Raw genomic sequence first — 17,687 nt, 5'->3', positions numbered from 1 at the left:
CTACGCCTTGTCTTGGTTTTGTTGCTCGAGGGCAAGAGCCTCTGGGTGCTCCTGGAAGAACGTGACGGCTTCCCTGGCGGCTTCTTGCTCGGCGAGCTTCTTATTTCGTGCTACGCCGCGCCCACGGTTCTTCCCAAGGATCACGGCGTAAGACGTAAATTCGAGATCGTGCTCGGGCCCTTCGGAGGTGGTGGTGTATTCGACCATTGGTATGCCTCTTTCGGCAAGGCGTTCCTGCAGGACCGTTTTCCAGTCTTGCCTGCGACCGTGTGCTGTCGCGTTATGGAGCTTTTCGTGGAAAAGCTTGAGGATGACGTCGCGTGCGGTTTCGAACCCGTACTGCCGGTATATGGCACCGAACAGCGCCTCAGTTGTATCGGCAAGGATGGACTCTTTTTCCCTGCCACCAGTGTGCAGCTCTCCTTTACCAAGCAGCACGTACTTTCCCAGATCGATACCTCGTGCAACATCTGCCAATCCGTAGCGCGACACAATCGACGCGCGCATCGGGGAAAGCACCGACTCGGAACTGGAAGGGTAAATTTCGAAGAGTTTCGTGGCTACGGTCAGGCCGAGCACTGCGTCACCGAGAAACTCGAGGCGCTCGTTGTTTGGAAGATAATCGTGCTCGTTTGCAAACGAACGATGCGTCAACGCCAGGCGCAGCAGCTCTTCATCGATGTCCACACCCAGCCATTCGAGCAGTGGCGTATGGTCAATTTCCCGAAATGCATTGTTCCACGCATCTTCACCGCTGATACGGTGCTTCTTCGAGCGTCGGCTCATAGGAACTTCTCCAGACCTGCCCAACGTGGATCCACCGCGTCAATTGGCTCGCCGCTGATACCGTCCGGTGCTGGAACGTCGCTGTCCTCAGGGCACGCGGGCTGACAGGTCGGGTTAAACGGCAGCGTCAAGCCAGCCTCATCGACGAAGGCCTGCTCGAGGTCAACCGTTTCCTCTTCAATGCGCATGATTTCATCGCCAGATCCGACGTCTTCTTCTACTTCTTCGTCGCCCTCGATGAAATCTTTTCCGTTGGAAAAGACCTGGGAAATACGTAGCGTTTCGGTCGGCTGCAGCGTGCGCAGGCAGCGCACGCACTGCCCTTCCAGTACCGCGGTGGCAGTGGCGTCGACCATTACACCGGAACCGAGCGGAGTTACCGTGGCATCGACTGCCACTTCTTGCCCTTCGGGGATCGCGATCATCTCCGGTCCGATGCGCGACGGGGCGGGGCCCACGTTATGGACGACCACCGGCATGCCGTCACCATGCAGAGCGTCATCAACTTGAATAATGAAAGGATTTTTAGCCATAGCAACCCAAACTCTACAACGGTTTTCTTCCAGAAGTACTACCCGGTTTACTTGTGTGTGTTCCTAGTGCTCGCCGTAGTCGTACCGCTCGGCACGCTGATGACCACCTGACACGCCCGCGCCACGACGGAGCGCCGAACGGTCCTTGGAGACTGTACGGAGCACTGCGGAAAGCGATTCTTCAAACTCGGCAAGCTTCGAGTCCACGAACTCGTCACACTCACCCCGCAGACGCGAAGACTCTGCGTGCGCCTGCTCTACCAGGCGGTGTGCCTCTTCATCCGCACGACGCATGACCTCCGCTTCAGACACAAGGTGCTCCTGTTGCGCCAAGCCCTCGTCGATCGAACGCTGGTATTCTTTCTGTCCGTTTTCAACCAGACGCTGCGCCTCTTCCTGAGCCCGCGCAACAGTGGCCTCTGCATCCTCTCGTGCACGGCTGACCATGTCGCGGGAATCCTCTTCAGCGTTGGTCACCAGCATGGTCGCATGGGATTGGGCGTCGTCAATCATTGCCTGGGACTGCTCGTTTGCCTCATCCATGATGTGCTTCGCATCTGCATTGGCGTGAGCAACGAGATCGTCTGCGCGCTCCTGCGCACCGTGCAAGATGGCGTCCTGCCTATCAAGAACATCTTGCGCGTCATCCATCTCATTCGGGATTGCGTCACGAATATCGTCTAACAGCGCAAGCACCTCGTTGCGGGGAACGAGGCAGGAGCCTGTTATCGGCATGCCATAGGCTTGCTCGGTGATCTGGACGAGTTCATCAAGAGCTTCAAAAACGCGGTACATGTCGGTTATCGTACCCGAGAACCTCAGCACTGAGCGCGCAACACAACGGTAGGTATGCACTACACTTTGCCTCCATGGATGAAGCATTGCGCACCCCAACAACTGTGACCATCGCACCCGACGCTTTCAAAGGCACGGCATCAGCCGAACAAGCCGCGACCTGGATTGCGGAGGGCGTCCGCGAAATATTAAAGGATGCAACCATCAAACTTGCACCAATGGCCGATGGTGGCGAAGGCACCTCTGAGCTATTCAAAGGTGAGCGCATCACCTTACCCACCACGGATGCCGCGGGGCGCCTTACAGAAACCAGCTACACCTACGATGCAGCTTCAGCCACTGCGTTTATCGACGTCGCTGCCGCCTCTGGACTGCCCGCGGTGGCAGACGCTCCCGTGCCACTCACTGGAGACACCTACGGCACGGGTGTCCTCATCGCCGACGCACAAACCCGTGGCGCAACCCGCATCGTCCTCGGCCTGGGCGGCTCGGCAACCACTGATGGAGGCACCGGCATCCTCGTTGCACTTGGCGCCAACCCCATCGATGCCCAGGGATATCAGCTCAAACCCGGTGGCGGCGACCTCGAGCGTCTCGCAGACCTCGAGACCGCGAAGGCCAATATCCCTGCAGGTGCCGTCGACTGGGTCCTGCTTACCGATGTGGACTCACCTGCAACCGGTCCGACGGGGTCCGCCGCTGTGTTCGGGCCTCAAAAGGGCGCCACGGAAGAAGACGTCGCCAAACTTGACCGCGGTCTAGCCAAGCTGTGCGAGGTAGCAGGGCTCGACCCCGCAACCCCAGCGTTCGGGGCCGCAGGAGGCGTCGCTATCGGTATCACCTGGCTCTCCACGCTCCTCCATGGAGATGACAGCCACGTCACCATCACCCCCGGTGCACCAGCCATCGCTAACGCCAGTGGACTTGCCGACCTCATCGGGCAGTCCAGCCTGATCATTACCGGTGAAGGACGTTTCGACGCCCAGACCGCCACAGGCAAAGTCGCCCACACCGTCAGCAAACTGGCCGCCGACGCAGGAGCCTTCTGCGCCATCGTCGCGGGCAGCTTCGAATCCGATCCTGAGGGAGAGTGCATCGCTGTGCCCCTGGAAAATATCGCGGACACCAGCGAGCAGCTCCGTCGTGCAGGACGCGAAGCCGCTATTCGCTACCTGAACACCTCGACGGTCCAGGGGTAAAGCGCGGGCATCTCGAACTGGTCTTGCTGCTCGAGCGCCACTGGGTCTGTAGGAAGTTGCGCCCGAGGGGTCAAGATTCGTGACAGGCCCATCGCCAGGCTGTTGAGGCTCCTCGCGCCCGCGACTTCAATGTCGTAGCGCTGGACCGCTGCACCTTCGTCATTGGCGGATACCTGCCTATCTTGCAGGTAGGTTGCCTCTAGCTCCGCGATGACGTCACTTGGCAACACCACATGCGGCGTATGTACAACACTTCCCGCGGTGAGTTTCTCGTGACGCACCAAGATATCAAGCGCACGCTGGTACGCTTCCGCCAACTGGGCTGCCGACGCATCTGGGGCCAGCACGTGGAACTGAATGATCGCCATGCCGAACAGGCTAATACACCGGGGAGTAACGTAGCAGGTATGACTTTTCCAGTGCACTCGTATCGCGACGCCCTGACCACCATGGCCGACGGCACGATCAAGCAGGTCAATCCATTTTCCGGCACCGAAGTATGGACCGTTCCAGGCAGAGGAAACCGGCCACTTTCTCGCCCGACCGGCACCCCGCACCCGCTCAACGAGTCAGACTTCCACGAGCACTGCAACTTCTGCGACGCCCACCAACTGCGCACCCCACCTGAGAAATCGCGCATGGTGCGTACTCCTGACGGCTGGGAAATCCGGCGCAATTCCATGCCCGAAGAGCTCGGCACCACCACTGCCGAGTTCCGGCGCGTCCCTAACCTCTTCGAAATCGTCTCCTACGACTACTGGGCAAAAAACTACGGCTACACCATGTCGCGGTCGCAGCAGGAACACATGGACCGCTACCTGGCAGACCCGGCGGGCAAAGCCCACGTACTCGACATCGTGCGCACCCGGCTCAAGGCCTCTGGAGAGAATCCTGACCGCGACGAAGCGTCACTTCTCAAGATCGCGCCCGCGTACTTCGGAGGTGGCCACGACGTCATTATTTCTCGACGCCACTTCGTCGACGGCGCGACCGATGACACGCAACTCGCTAGCTCCGGCACGCTTACAGAAGAAGAGCACGCGGCATTTTTTAGGTTCACGATAGATTCCCTCCACGACCTCGTCGTAAAGAACCCCTACTCCCCATACGTCGTGGTCTTCCAAAACTGGCTTGCGCCAGCCGGAGCCTCCTTCGACCACCTGCATAAGCAGCTCGTCACTGTTGATGCCCGTGGCGTGCAGGCTGAAATGGAAATCGCCAAGCTGCGGCAGAACATCAATATGTACAACGAGTGGGGCGTCAACTACGCGTTTTACCACAACCTAGTGATTGCGGAGAATGACTACGCAATTGCTATCGCAGGCATCGGGCATCGCTACCCCACTGTGTCTATCTACTCGAAGTCTGCAACCTGTGCCCCATGGGAGCAGTCGGAGGCTGAGGTTCGTGGAATGTCAGACCTCGTGCACGCAATCCATGCGGCGATGGGGCCTGACGTTGCGTGCAACGAAGAGTGGCACTACCGGCCTGTGGATTTAGACCTTCCCATGCCATGGAGAGTGAACATTAAGTGGCGCATTTCGACGCTTGCCGGCTTCGAAGGCGGCACCAAAATCTACGTCAACACACTTTCGCCGTTTGATATTCGCGACAAGATGGTGGGCAAACTCTACCGACTCCGCGACAGCGGGATTGTGACAAAGTCACTGCGTATCGCCACTGAATGCGCTCCGTCACGCAACTCGTTACTCTATAACCCCGTCCTTTAAACAAAAGTTGTTTATACCTTCCTCACAAAAGACTGGTATTACTTAATGGTGATGGTAGTTACGCAAGCACGTGCGCAGTGACGCACAGAGGGACGCACATGAGCAACATCAACGATATTCTCAACAGTTACGTCGTTGACGAAGCGTGGCAGCGTGCATTCTACGAATTCATGCACACCACGCCCGAACTGTCGATGCAGGAAGAGGAGACGCACCAGCGACTCCTCGCCGAGCTCACGCAGTTCGACTGCGAAATTGTTGCGCCCCTCGGAGGCTACGGAATCTGCGCGGTCTTCCGCAACGGTGACGGCCCTTCCGTACTGTTCCGTGCCGACTTCGATGGACTCCCAGTTACGGAAGCCACCGAAGTTCCATACGCTTCAAAGAAGAAAGTGCGTCTTGAAGACGGCACCAGCGTCGGCACCATGCATGCTTGCGGCCACGATATGCATACCACCGCACTTCTCAGCATGTGCAGCTTTATGGACAACACACGCCATGCATGGCGAGGAACGTTCATTGCGCTGTTCCAACCAGGAGAAGAGCTAGGGGCAGGGGCAGAAGCGATGGTCAAGGATGGACTTCTGGAGCGTGTTCCACGCCCGGATGTCTGCTTTGGCCAACATGTAATGCCCGGACCTGCGGGAACCGTGATGTCAAAGGCGGGTCCCCAGTTCGCGGCATGTGACTCCATCAGGATTACGATCCCGGGGCGCAGTGCACACGGCTCAATGCCGCACAACGCCATCGACCCAACGTTTACGGCTGCGATGATCATCGCCCGTCTACAGGGCCTCGTTGGCCGGGAAGTGGATCCTTCTGACTTTGCAGTTGTCACCGTTGCTAGCCTGCACGCCGGGACAACGAACAACATCATTCCGGACTCTGCGGAGCTCGTACTCAACTGTCGCTTTTATCGAAACAAGACGAAAGAGCAGATGTACGCCTCCATCGAGCGGGTTGTTCGTGCCGAGGTGCAAGCATCCGGAGCCACTGAGGCGCCAACGTTCGAGTACTTCGCCCACGGCGAGCTCATGAGCAACGACGCCGAGGTGTACGCCAAGGTCCGCAAGTCTTTCGACGAGGTCTTCAAGCATGACTCTGCAGATGCCGTCCGAAAGACAGTCTCGGAGGACTTTCCAGTCATTCCTTTGGCGTACGACGCGCCGTACTTCTACTGGCTTATTGGGTGTACCCCGAAAGCACAGTGGGCCGCGGCCGTCACCGCAAACAGGGTCGCGGAAGACATTCCTGTCAACCACATGCCGACCTTTTTGCCGGACTACGCCCCCACGGTGAAGGCAGCTACCAACGCCGGACTCACGGCAGTTCTGACATATCTTGCTCAATTGTGACACCGTTACGCTTGAGCTTGACGCATTCCAATTCGATACATCAAGAGATCTGAGGTTTTTATGAAGAACACTGTAGGAACATCGGTACCGGCACTGCAGGACACTGTCGCCGGCCATGTTCGTGGTTTCTCTGGACGCAGCCCGCAAGCATCCACCAACAACAAGTTCTGGACCGGGCTCTCGGCCGCTGTTGTGGAGCAGATTGCTGACAAGTGGGATGCAACACGGAAGGCCTACTCGGCAACGCGCCAGCAGGCGTACTTCTCCGCTGAGTTCCTCCAGGGTCGCGCGCTGCTGAACAACCTCACGAACCTGGGCATGGTTGAAGAGGCCGAGGCAGCAGCTGCTGAACTTGGCCACAACCTGACCGATGTTCTTGAGGCAGAGCATGACGCCGCACTTGGCAACGGCGGCCTTGGTCGCCTGGCTGCGTGCTTCCTTGATTCCGCAGTAACGCAGGACTACCCAGTCACCGGCTATGGCCTGCTCTACCGCTACGGCCTGTTCCGCCAGGAGTTCGTTGATGGCTTCCAGAAGGAGCACCCGGATTCATGGAAGGAATCGTTCTACCCCTTCGTTGTGGAGCGCACCTCTCAGCAGCGCATTGTGAAGTTCGACGACATGACGGTTCGCGCTGTGCCGTTCGACATGCCGATTACCGGCTACGGCACCGATAACGTCGGTACGCTTCGCCTGTGGGACGCATCGCCTATGCACGAGTTCGACTACGACGCGTTCAACTCGCAGCGCTTCTCCGACGCTATTCTCGAACGCGAGGCGGTCCACGACATCACTCGTGTGCTCTACCCGAACGACACCACGTACGCGGGCAAGGTGCTCCGCGTACGCCAGCAGTACTTCTTCGTCTCTGCTTCGCTGCAGGAGATGATCGATAACTACGTCGAGCACCACGGTGAGGACTTGAGCAAGTTCCACGAGTACAATTCGGTACAGCTCAACGACACCCACCCGGTACTCGCAGTCCCAGAGCTCATGCGCCTGCTCATGGACGAGCACGGCCTGGGTTGGGATGAGGCCTGGAACATCACCACCCAGACATTCGCCTACACGAACCACACAGTGCTGCAGGAGGCACTCGAGACCTGGGATGAGTCCATCTTCAAGCAGCTGTTCTGGCGCATTTGGGAGATCGTCCTGGAGATCGACCGTCGCTACCGCCTCGACATGGAATCGCGTGGCATCGGCCCTGAGGACGCTCACCACTACTCCCCTGTCCACGACGGTAAGGTCCACATGGCGTGGATCGCTTGCTACGCTTCCTACTCCGTCAACGGCGTCGCTGCGCTGCACACCGAGATCCTGAAGCGCGATACGCTCAACTACTGGTACTCGATGTACCCAGAGCGCTTCAACAACAAGACCAACGGTGTCACCCCACGTCGCTGGCTGCGCATGTGCAACCCGCGTCTTTCATCGCTGCTCGACCGCCTGTCTGGTTCTGACGAGTGGACCACCGACCTGTCGAAACTGAAGGAACTGCGTAAGTACGCTGACGATCCTGCAGTGCTCAAGGAGCTGCGCGAGATCAAGGCTGCGAACAAGCAGGATTTCGCCCGTTGGATCGAGCAGCGCCAGGGCGACGTCATCGACCCAGATTCCGTGTACGACACCCAGATCAAGCGTCTGCACGAGTACAAGCGCCAGCTGATGAACGCGCTGTACATCATCGATCTGTACTTCCGCATCAAGGAAGACGGCGAGACCGATATCCCGAAGCGCACCTTCATCTTCGGCGCGAAGGCTGCCCCTGGCTACACGATGGCAAAGGGCATCATCAAGCTCATCAACGCCATCGGCGACCTGGTCAACAACGATCCGGTTGTTTCGAAGTACCTGCACGTGGTCTTCGTGGAGAACTACAACGTCTCCCCTGCTGAGCACATCATCCCGGCAACGGATGTTTCAGAGCAGATCTCCACTGCTGGTAAGGAGGCATCGGGCACCTCGAACATGAAGTTCATGATGAACGGTGCACTGACCCTTGGCACGATGGACGGCGCGAACGTGGAAATCGTCGACGCTGTCGGCGAGGAGAACGCCTACATCTTCGGCGCTCTCGAGGAAGATCTGCCAGAGCTGCAGCGCTCCTACGACCCGAAGGCAACCGCCGAGCAGACCCCAGGCCTGCACCGCGTGCTCAACGCGCTCGTCGACGGCACCCTGGATGACTGCGGCACCGGCGCATTCCACAACATCCGCGCTTCCTTGCTCGAGGGCTTCGGCTTCGACGAGGCTGACGTTTACTACGTGCTGGGCGACTTCGCGGATTACCGTGAGACCCGCGACCGCATGGCCAAGGAGTACTACGAGGACCCGGATGCGTGGGCACGCAAGTGCTGGATCAACATCTGTGAGTCCGGTCGTTTCTCCTCTGACCGTACGATCCGCGACTACGCGAACGAGGTCTGGAAGATCGAGCCGACGCCGATCAATTAGCCCATAGCGCTTAGGCCTGCCGCTGATTCGACACGGCAGGCCTTTAGCCTGCTTACAGCGCCTGTTAGACTCTCCGCGTGATCCTGCTCATCGATAATCGAGACTCGTATACGTTCAACCTCGCCCATATGCTTGCAGCAAACGCTGGTGAGGAACCGCTCGTGGTGGGCGCAGAGGACGTCGAAACGCTCGATATCCCGGACCGCATTCGCGCGGGAGAGTTTACACATATCGTCATTTCTCCCGGCCCCGGCCACCCCGGCAAGGCCACGGATTTCGGCGGAGCGAAACGCGTTATCGAGGCAGCTGATGGCATTCCTCTGCTCGGGGTCTGCCTCGGGCATCGCACGCTGCATGGTGCTGTACCACGGTGGCCCAGACGAAGAGGCGTGGTCGTTGCTCGAGTGGCTCGAGGACGCCGTCGGGTCGAGCGGTACTCCTGACGTGGAGTCGGCTACTGTCCTCGAAGGCGCATAGCGGTACACCAAAGACGAGTATCTGAAGCGTATCGCCAAGGTCAAAAAGTACCTTGCGTCCGGCGACTCCTACGAGGTCTGCCTGACCGACACCTGGGAGGGCACATGCGCTGGTTCCGGCACCGCGCTGTACGGCGCACTGCGGAAGCAGAACCCCGCCCCCTATGCTGCGTTTCTCCGGCTCGATACTTCGACTGGCACCGAAGTGCTGTGCTCCTCACCAGAGCGTTTCCTCAACGTCAGTGGTGGCATCGTATCCACCAAACCGATCAAGGGCACGGCCCCAAGCAGCACCGACCCACAGGAACTACAGCTGGATGCCAGGACGCGCCAAGAAAACCTCAAGATCGTAGACTTGCTCCGCAACGATCTTTCCCGCGTGTGCAATCCGGGATCGGTGCAGGTACCACACCTGATGGAGGTAGAGACGTTCGCCGGTTTGCACCAACTTGTCTCAACAGTCACCGGGGAATTGCGCTCGACAACGGCGCTCACAGACCTTATCGACGCCACCTTGCCCGGCGGATCCATGACCGGTGCACCGAAAGCGCGCACACTCGACATCATCGACGAGCTCGAAGCCGGGCCGCGCGGTATCTATTCGGGCACCATCGGCTATCTCGGTTTCGACGGCAACGCGGATCTCAATATCATCATCCGCACCGCTGTAAAACGAGGCAATCACATCACTGTTGGGGCAGGTGGCGCAATCGACTGGGATTCAGACTCCGCAGCCGAATTCACTGACAAACAATTGAAAGCTGACGCCGTGTTGCAGGGGCTGGTGCATTAGCATGCGTGTGTTTGAATGGAACGTTGGCGCGGCATGGTGGTCCCCGATCACGCCCGATGCTGTCCCCGCAGCACCTTGCCTCCGGGCGGAGAGCTGGCTCCACGCAGGAGCGGCGCCGCGAGGTTTTCATCTGCACCAGGCACGCTTTGGTATAGCTCCAGCAACGCTGTGGCAAGAAACGCTGCGTGTACTGGCGCAGTGCGCGCCGCACACCGCGGTCTTTCCCCGTGTTGCAGAGTTCGGAAATACCTTCCACCTGCATATACGCCAATCTCCTGTGCTGCGCGTACGAATGATCCTGACCTAGTTCGATCGCGATGAACCTGAGGATCCTCGCACCCAACCATTGCGCAAGGGACCCGATCTCACGGCTCTAGGAATGTACCGCACACAGCACCTGCTGCCGGGCAGTCATGACGTCATCCTCGGTGACTTTGCCGAAACCACCACCGGCGCACTGGTTGGTTGGAAAGAGGACACCCTGGTGATGCCTACAGGCGTGGATCTGCCGTCGACGACGCAACAACTCGTCGCTCAGCGCGCACGTGGGCTCGAGATCAGCATTGTCAACGGCCCTGCAGGGCCGGATCAGCCACTGTGGTTCCTCAACGCCGTCCAGGGCATCAGCCCGGTCACCGCACTCCTCACACCGGCGGGTGCCCGCATTGAGATACCACAACACCCCGAGGCAGCCATGTGACGCGCATGGTGGCGCCGTGACGACCTCGGGGTGTCGAGAGCTGGGACTTGGTTCTAGTCCTCTTCGCCTTCCTTCTTCTTCGACCAGTATGCTTCCTCGCCCAGCTGATGGACGTGGACCGTGTTGGTCGAGCCAGCAACTCCCGGAGGAGTACCTGCCACCATCACCATGGTGTCGTTTTCTTGGTACTCATCCATTGCAAGCAGGTACTTGTCAACGGTGGCGATCATATCATCAGTGCTGTGCACCTGCGGGCAGAGGAAGGTCTCCACGCCCCAGGTAAGTGCAAGCTGGGAGCGGACCTCCTGCTTCGGGGTAAACACGAGCAGCGGTAGGTCTGGGCGCAGTCGTGCTACGCGACGCGCTGTGTCGCCGGTCGCGGTGAAAGCCACGAGTGCGCGAGCATGCAGACGGTTTGCCACGTCGTTTGCAGAGTAGGAAATCACGCCGCGACGAGTACGCGGGATGTGATTCAGCGGTGGCACCTTGTCCATCGCCTCAGCAGAGCGAACGATGCGGCTCATCGTCCGGACCACGTTGTGCGGGTCAACACCGACGGAGGTCTCGCCGGAAAGCATGACGGCGTCCGCACCGTCGAGCACTGCATTCGCAACGTCGGAAGCTTCAGCACGCGTCGGGCGCGAGTTGTCGATCATCGAATCGAGCATCTGCGTAGCGACGATTACCGGCTTCGCATTCTCGCGAGCGATCTGGATGACGCGCTTCTGCACGCCTGGAACCAGCTCAAGCGGAATCTCAACGCCCAGGTCGCCACGAGCGACCATCACGGCGTCGAACGCAAGAATGATCGACTCGAGCGCGTCGACGGCCTCTGGCTTTTCCAGCTTCGCGATGACCGGGACACGACGGCCAACCTCGTCCATAATCTCATGGACCAGGTCAACGTCTGCCGGAGAGCGCACGAAGGACAACGCGATGACGTCGACACCCATTTTGAGCGCGAACCGCAGGTCTGCCTTGTCCTTCTCGGACAGCGCTGGAACGGAGATGTCCATCCCCGGCAGGGAAACACCCTTGTTGTTGGAAACCGGGCCGCCTTCGGTCACACGGCAAACAACGTCGTTGCCGTCGACCTCGACGCATACGAGGCCGACTTTGCCGTCGTCGACGAGCAGGCGGTCGCCAGGCTTGGCGTCCTTGGCCAGGTTCTTGTAGGTCGTCGAGACGCGGTCGTGCGTTCCCGCCACGTCGTCGACGGTGATGCGGACCGTTTCGCCGGTCTCCCAGACGGTAGCGCCTTCCTCAAAGCGTCCAAGACGAATTTTCGGGCCTTGAAGGTCAGCAAGGATGCCGACTGCGTGTCCCGTCTCATCGGTGGCTTCGCGGACCCAGCGGTAGTTCTGCTCGTGATCCGGATAGTCGCCGTGGGAGAAGTTGAGGCGAGCGACATCCATGCCGTCGCGCACAAGTCCGAGGATTGCTTCTTTACTGGCCACTGCGGGGCCAAGCGTACATACGATCTTTGTTCTTCTATCCACGAGATCCAACCTAGTAGCGATTCAACAATTACCGGTGGTTTCAAGGCCAGATAGTGTGTGAATTCTCCACTGTCGTATCGTGTGGCCTATCTTCCACTTCGGATACCACCCTACCCCGAATCACGATTCGTATCATCATTATCGTTCTGAGCGCCCACTTCCGAGGTCTCTCTTCCTCTCGGCAGCAAGTAGAAAATCCCAAGTGAAACCAAGAAAAGTACGCCTGAAACCCACGTGTTCACGCGCAATCCCAAAAGCAGTGTCGCTTCATCAGTGCGCATCAGTTCAACAACAAAACGGCCCATTGTGTAGCCGGCGACGTACAGCCAAAACACCCTGCCGTGACCGAGATTGAATCGCTTATCAGCCCACAACAGAAAGGCGAACACAAGTAGGTTCCACAACAGCTCGTAAAGGAACGTCGGGTGCACGCTCGCTATGACCTCGCCAGTAGAACGCCCCGTCAGCGGTGCGAACGCCCCATGCTCATCCACTCGGTAATAAATATCGAGCGCCCACGGCACTGTCGTCTCGGCACCGTAAAGCTCCTGGTTGAACCAGTTCCCAAGGCGCCCCACTGCTTGAGCCAGCACAATCCCCGGCGCAAGCGCATCCGCCACAGGCCCAACAGCAATCTTCTTCCAGCGAAGCAGCAGCCATACGCTCGCGGAACCCAGCGCAACCGCACCCCAGATGCCCAAACCCCCCGCAGTAATGTTCAGCGCCTGCAGCGAATCCTTGCCTGTGCCGAAGTATTTATCATGATCCGTTAGCACGTGGTAGAGCCGACCGCCAATGATCCCCATGGGGATAGCGACAATTGCCGCGTCCCAAATTACGTCAGGGTCGCCCCCACGAGCCCGGTAGCGCCGAGTGCCGACCCACATCGCAAGCAGGATGCCGGTAATAATGCACAGCGCGTACGCCCTGATGGGTAGCCAACCAATGTGCCACACGCCCTGCGGCGGCGAGGGGATGTTTGCCAGAATCGTAGTTTGCACGCCCCCTAGTGTGCCTGATTACCGCCTTGAAGCGCACGCCGGGTGGCGGCCCGCTGTGGCCAGCGAAGGGATCGATGCCTCTGCGCCGGCCAGGATGGCATCTGCCCCAGCGGCAGCAACGTTGAAGAGGTCACGAGGTGTCAGCACATCAGCCATCAGCACGACACGAATTTTGCTGGGTAAGCCAGCTACAAGCTCACCCAGTGCAAAGTGATCGATATCCCCCGCTGGGCGTAGCGGCGGCACTACAGCCAGCACAGATGCCCCGGCACGAAGCGCCCGCGTGGCTTCCTCGGCCTTTCCGATTTGTACGAACGCCGACATGCCAAGCGTCTCCGCTCTATCAAGGAGCGCCTCCAGGCGCGGCTGCTCCAGCACGTCCGTCCGAAGTACTAGCGCGTCAGCGCCGTAGCAGCGCGCTTCATGTACCTGGTAGGGATCAATGATCGTATCCAAGCTCAATACGGGAATGTGCACCGCGGCCCTTGCCGCATCCATCTCGGTATTTGCAACCTCACGGCCGAACAGCGCACCTGAGCACGCCAACATGTGTGCCCCCTGCATCTCGAGCTCCATTGCGTCGAGCGCTGCGCGGTGAATGCGCTGTTGCGTTGTCCGGACGCCGTGCTGGTTGTATTGCACCTGGGCGATAATGGAGCACCCATCTGCGTCTACTGCTGCGTATGCATCGCGTGCAGAAGCGGCAGCGCGCGAACGGTCTTTCACCTCTTGAAAGGACACTGCGGACTCACGACGTGCGACCTGACGCTGCACTGCAGCGAAAAGTTCGCTGTGCACATCCGTGGCACACATACCCGCCTCCCGCGTGACTCCGAGGTGAAAGCCTATTGTTGCAGTTGTCAGCGTAGCCCGCGGATATTTAGTTCATGAAATTTCACGGGGGTATACCAAATATTTATCGGCCGACCTCGTCGTCAGTTGGGTCAATACCTGAGTCCAAAGCGTCCCACATGACACGGCCAGAGTCGGGCCGGGCTGCCAGATCCTCATCCAGCTTTTCGCGACGCACAGCCTCAGTCTCGTATTTGTTGAGCTGCGCGGAATCGACCCCAGGGCGAGCCACCACGAGAAGCGCTCCAAGTAAACCAAGGACCGCCCCCGCAACAGCCAGCACAATACCCGTGCTGTGCTGCTGGACCTGCGTAATCTCTGCCCAAGCTGCAATGGTGCCTTCGCTCGCCGCACTTCCCTGTTCAGCGCTACCGGCGCTCAGCAGCGTGTGTAAACGGCTCTGATCAGGATCACCCATCAAAGTCTGCAGAGCCGATGCCCCTGCGCCAACGGCGCCGAGTGCGGCCACCATGCCAACGAGTCGACGCCCAAATCGCCGCAGCGCGAACATCGCAACCATCGCAACGATGAGCAACAGCGACACCGCAGCAATCTCCGTAGACCAGGTCGATCCATCGACGGTGGCGGTGCTGGCACCAGCACGATCATCAAACACCTCAACGGTGAACCAGTCCATTCTGGCGCCCACCCATGTCAACGCACCGCCGACGCCGACTAAAAGGGCGCCGACACGGTTCGCCGTATTCACCTAGCTATCCTCCAACAACACGTCAGCGTCAAAGCACGTACGGTCCCCAGTATGGCACGCTCCGTTCGTCTGTTTTACCTTCACCAGCAACGTGTCACCATCGCAGTCAAGACGCACCTCACGCACCTCCTGGACCGCACCACTAGTCAGCCCTTTCACCCAGTACTCATTTCGAGAGCGTGAAAAGTAGGTCCCCCGTCGGCTTTGCAGCGTGTAAGCCAGCGCATGCTCATCCATCCAGGCCATCATGAGCACCTCACCAGTGTCCACCTCCTGGACCACGGCAGGAACCAAACCACGCTCGTTCGTTTTCAGGCGCGCCGCGATCGCAGGATCGAGTACGGCATCTTCTGGTCGCAGTTCCGTCATCATCGAACCTCAAAGCCTTCGTTTCGAAGAGCATCTTTTACTTCTGCGATGCTCACTTCCCCGAAGTGGAAGATCGATGCCGCCAGCACTGCATCGGCACCGGCTTTCACTGCTGGCGGGAAGTCTTCGGCCTTGCCTGCCCCACCAGAGGCGATCACCGGGATGCTCACTGCCGAGCGAACTTTCTCTAACAACTCGAGATCAAACCCGGACTTGGTGCCATCACCATCCATCGAATTCAACAAGATCTCGCCGACTCCCAAGTCCTGCCCGGTACGCGCCCACTCCACCGCGTCAAGGCCAGCCGAGCGTGTACCACCGTGCGTAGTCACCTCGAACCCGGATGGTTGCGGAAGGCCACCGCCTGGAACGCGGCGTGCGTCGACAGATAGCACAATGCACTGTGCCCCGAACTTCTCGCTGAGTTCCCGCAGGAGTTCCGGGCGGTGAATTGCTGCTGTGTTCACGCTGACTTTATCCGCGCCTGCACGCAACAGTTCCGACACATCTTCGACACTACGAACGCCACCGCCGACGGTGAGGGGGATAAATACTTGCTCTGCAGTCTTCTGGACCACCTCGAGCATTGTGCCCCGACCTTCACGCGAAGCCGTCACGTCCAAAAAAGTGAGCTCGTCGGCACCTTCCATTCCATATCGTTGGGCAAGCTCGACGGGATCACCTGCATCCCGCAGGTTCTCGAAATTGACGCCTTTCACTACCCGCCCGTCGTCCACGTCGAGGCAAGGAATCACTCGGATTGCAACAGACAAGGTAATTACCCTCCATACATGTTTAGTGCCACGCTACTCCAGCCCGCTCATGCGTTCCGGAAACTACATACTACCGCGAAGCAACATCACTATCAGGGCTTTCAAAGCATTGTTGGACTGTCGCGAGGGCGGTCGCATACGCTGCACCGGTGCCGATAATAGCTCCAGTCGACGCCATCTCCCATGGCTGCCCGTACACGTCCGTCACTGTTGCTCCCGCACACCGTCCAAACAAGACACCTGCAGCGTTATCCCACACATGTGGAGAGAAACTGACGCTGGCCTGAAACGAACCCGATGCGACAAACGCCAGGTCCACTCCCACTGATCCCGTCATGCGAGGTCGCAACGAGGCGGCAGCAAGCTCGCCAATAAACGAAAGGCGACCATCTGCCGGAAACGCGGCACGATCATCCGCCCCGACGGTCGCCACGCCCACTTGAGCAGCGGTCGTTCGCGGGTCAACGCCCTGCGGAAGCGCAGGAAGCGGGTTGCCATCAAGCATGACAGGTTCCCCCTCAATTGCATGCATTCGATGCCCCAACAGTGGCATGTCAGTCACAGCTACGACCGGCTGGCCGTCGATAAGCAGGGCGACCAGAATCGCGCACATTGGGTTGCCGCACGAATAGTTTGACGTCCCGTCGATAGGGTCGAGCACCCAACACGCTTCAGCGTTCAAGTCACCGCCGTGTTCTTCCCCGAACACGGGAATGCCCGTCGCATCCGTCAGACGCTGCCTCAGCAGGGACTCAATCGCGAGGTCGGCCTCGGTGGCGAAGTCACCCTCACCCTTGAAGAGCGCCGGAGCTGCACCGATATGCGTCTGAAACAGCTCGGCCGCCTCATCAACGGCCCCTAACGCGATGGTTCGGTACGCCTGCAGATCCCGCACGCTTTCTACTCGCCCTTCGATACCTTTTCGACAGCCTCCAGTGCCTCATTCAGCGTGAAACGCTTCTCATAGAGCGCCTTTCCAATAATGACAGAATCAATCCCCTCGTCAGCGTAGCGAGCCACGCCGACAACGTCGTCGAGGGAAGCAATCCCGCCAGAGGCTGTAATTTTCGCATCCGTTGCCGCGGCAACTTCCCGCAAAAGCTCTATGTTGGGCCCCGCGAGCGTGCCGTCCTTGCTGACGTCGGTGACCACGAAACGGCTGCAACCGGCTGCGTCGAAACGCTCCAGCACCTCCCACAGGTCACCGCCATCAGACGTCCAGCCGTTGCCCTTTGTGCGCCACTCACCGTCGGTTTCGCGAACCGCAATATCGATTGCGATCTTGTCGCCGTAACGCTCAATCATCTGGCAGGTCCAGTCTGGTTGCTGCAACGCTGCGGTGCCAATGTTGACGCGCTGCGCACCAGTGGCAAGCGCGCGCTCGAGGCTGGCGTCGTCGCGAATGCCGCCGGTCAGCTCGACAGCGATTCCTAACTGCGCAGTAATTTCCGCCATCAACTCATGATTCGAGCCGCGCCCGAACGCGGCGTCCAAATCCACAAAGTGGAGCCACTCAGCTCCTTGAGCTTCCCACCGGCGAGCAGCCTCCAAAGGGTCACCGTAGCTTTTCTCGGTTCCGGCTTCCCCTTGGTCCAGCCGCACGGCCTGACCTTGGACAACATCTACAGCAGGCAACAAGGTAAAAGTCATGGTGCTCATC

19 protein-coding genes are annotated in these 17,687 nt (G+C 59.2%); 7 read left to right on the top strand and 12 right to left on the bottom strand.

From position 1 onward, the window contains the following. The 3 genes from rnc to BJP07_RS03520 form a co-directional block, all read right to left on the bottom strand. Positions 1-786: a ribonuclease III gene (rnc, locus tag BJP07_RS03530; RefSeq protein WP_071566098.1), complete on the bottom strand. Its 786-nt coding sequence runs from the start codon at positions 784-786 to the stop codon at positions 1-3. After that, positions 783-1,319, bottom strand: a complete 537-nt coding sequence (locus BJP07_RS03525) for a DUF177 domain-containing protein (RefSeq protein WP_071566097.1) — start codon at positions 1,317-1,319, stop codon at positions 783-785. Before BJP07_RS03525 ends, rnc begins: the two co-directional genes overlap by 4 nt. A 63-nt stretch (positions 1,320-1,382) precedes the next feature. Continuing rightward, on the bottom strand, positions 1,383-2,114 hold the full coding sequence (locus BJP07_RS03520) for a DivIVA domain-containing protein (RefSeq protein WP_071566096.1): 732 nt from the start codon (positions 2,112-2,114) through the stop codon (positions 1,383-1,385). 74 nt (positions 2,115-2,188) lie between these two features. Between BJP07_RS03520 and BJP07_RS03515 the strand changes: the two genes are divergently transcribed. Continuing rightward, positions 2,189-3,313 (top strand): glycerate kinase, encoded by a 1,125-nt coding sequence (locus BJP07_RS03515; protein WP_177222512.1) that lies wholly within the window; start codon positions 2,189-2,191, stop codon positions 3,311-3,313. Here BJP07_RS03515 and BJP07_RS03510 read toward each other — a convergent pair. Next, on the bottom strand, positions 3,283-3,681 hold the full coding sequence (locus BJP07_RS03510; protein WP_071566095.1) for a hypothetical protein: 399 nt from the start codon (positions 3,679-3,681) through the stop codon (positions 3,283-3,285). The genes BJP07_RS03515 and BJP07_RS03510 overlap by 31 nt on opposite strands. Positions 3,682-3,720: 39 nt before the next feature. Between BJP07_RS03510 and BJP07_RS03505 the strand changes: the two genes are divergently transcribed. The 6 genes from BJP07_RS03505 (at position 3,721) to BJP07_RS03480 (ending at position 10,824) form a co-directional block, all read left to right on the top strand. Further along, positions 3,721-5,043: a DUF4921 family protein gene (locus BJP07_RS03505; protein ID WP_177222511.1), complete on the top strand. Its 1,323-nt coding sequence runs from the start codon at positions 3,721-3,723 to the stop codon at positions 5,041-5,043. A 98-nt stretch (positions 5,044-5,141) separates the two neighbouring features. After that, complete coding sequence (locus BJP07_RS03500; protein WP_071566094.1) at positions 5,142-6,398, top strand: amidohydrolase; 1,257 nt, start codon at positions 5,142-5,144, stop codon at positions 6,396-6,398. A 60-nt stretch (positions 6,399-6,458) separates the two neighbouring features. Then, a complete protein-coding gene (locus BJP07_RS03495) occupies positions 6,459-8,855 on the top strand; it encodes a glycogen/starch/alpha-glucan phosphorylase (protein ID WP_071566093.1) in 2,397 nt (798 codons plus the stop codon). A 77-nt stretch (positions 8,856-8,932) separates the two neighbouring features. Beyond that, positions 8,933-9,298, top strand: a complete 366-nt coding sequence (locus tag BJP07_RS11450) for a hypothetical protein (RefSeq protein ID WP_071566092.1) — start codon at positions 8,933-8,935, stop codon at positions 9,296-9,298. 55 nt (positions 9,299-9,353) lie between these two features. Next, on the top strand, positions 9,354-10,124 hold the full coding sequence (locus BJP07_RS11445; RefSeq protein ID WP_369822316.1) for an anthranilate synthase component I family protein: 771 nt from the start codon (positions 9,354-9,356) through the stop codon (positions 10,122-10,124). Between the two features lie 379 nt (positions 10,125-10,503). Continuing rightward, positions 10,504-10,824 (top strand): hypothetical protein, encoded by a 321-nt coding sequence (locus tag BJP07_RS03480; protein ID WP_071566090.1) that lies wholly within the window; start codon positions 10,504-10,506, stop codon positions 10,822-10,824. 53 nt (positions 10,825-10,877) lie between these two features. On the opposite strand, the gene pyk is transcribed toward BJP07_RS03480, so the two are convergent. The 8 genes from pyk to priA form a co-directional block, all read right to left on the bottom strand. Beyond that, positions 10,878-12,323: a pyruvate kinase gene (pyk, locus tag BJP07_RS03475; RefSeq protein WP_071566089.1), complete on the bottom strand. Its 1,446-nt coding sequence runs from the start codon at positions 12,321-12,323 to the stop codon at positions 10,878-10,880. A 110-nt stretch (positions 12,324-12,433) separates the two neighbouring features. Next, a complete protein-coding gene (gene lgt, locus BJP07_RS03470; RefSeq protein ID WP_071566088.1) occupies positions 12,434-13,324 on the bottom strand; it encodes a prolipoprotein diacylglyceryl transferase in 891 nt (296 codons plus the stop codon). 18 nt (positions 13,325-13,342) lie between these two features. Then, positions 13,343-14,137 (bottom strand): hypothetical protein, encoded by a 795-nt coding sequence (locus tag BJP07_RS03465; RefSeq protein WP_071566087.1) that lies wholly within the window; start codon positions 14,135-14,137, stop codon positions 13,343-13,345. 103 nt (positions 14,138-14,240) lie between these two features. After that, positions 14,241-14,885, bottom strand: coding sequence for a TIGR02234 family membrane protein (locus tag BJP07_RS03460; RefSeq protein ID WP_071566086.1), 645 nt, complete (start codon positions 14,883-14,885; stop codon positions 14,241-14,243). Beyond that, positions 14,886-15,254, bottom strand: coding sequence for a phosphoribosyl-AMP cyclohydrolase (gene hisI, locus BJP07_RS03455; RefSeq protein WP_071566370.1), 369 nt, complete (start codon positions 15,252-15,254; stop codon positions 14,886-14,888). It abuts the gene before it with no gap. After that, the gene (gene hisF, locus BJP07_RS03450; protein ID WP_071566085.1) at positions 15,254-16,027 is read right to left on the bottom strand and encodes an imidazole glycerol phosphate synthase subunit HisF; all 774 of its coding nucleotides are present in this window, start codon (positions 16,025-16,027) and stop codon (positions 15,254-15,256) included. The genes hisI and hisF overlap by 1 nt, the downstream gene beginning before the upstream one ends. Positions 16,028-16,097: 70 nt before the next feature. After that, positions 16,098-16,922, bottom strand: a complete 825-nt coding sequence (locus tag BJP07_RS03445) for an inositol monophosphatase (RefSeq protein WP_071566084.1) — start codon at positions 16,920-16,922, stop codon at positions 16,098-16,100. A 5-nt stretch (positions 16,923-16,927) separates the two neighbouring features. Continuing rightward, a complete protein-coding gene (priA, locus tag BJP07_RS03440; protein ID WP_071566369.1) occupies positions 16,928-17,677 on the bottom strand; it encodes a bifunctional 1-(5-phosphoribosyl)-5-((5-phosphoribosylamino)methylideneamino)imidazole-4-carboxamide isomerase/phosphoribosylanthranilate isomerase PriA in 750 nt (249 codons plus the stop codon). Between the last annotated feature and the right edge of the window lie 10 nt (positions 17,678-17,687).

Source organism: Corynebacterium sp. NML130628, assembly GCF_001875665.1.
Taxonomy (GTDB): domain Bacteria; phylum Actinomycetota; class Actinomycetes; order Mycobacteriales; family Mycobacteriaceae; genus Corynebacterium.
Note: the sequence above shows the minus strand (reverse complement) of the source record. Positions and strands in the feature narration are given on the sequence as shown.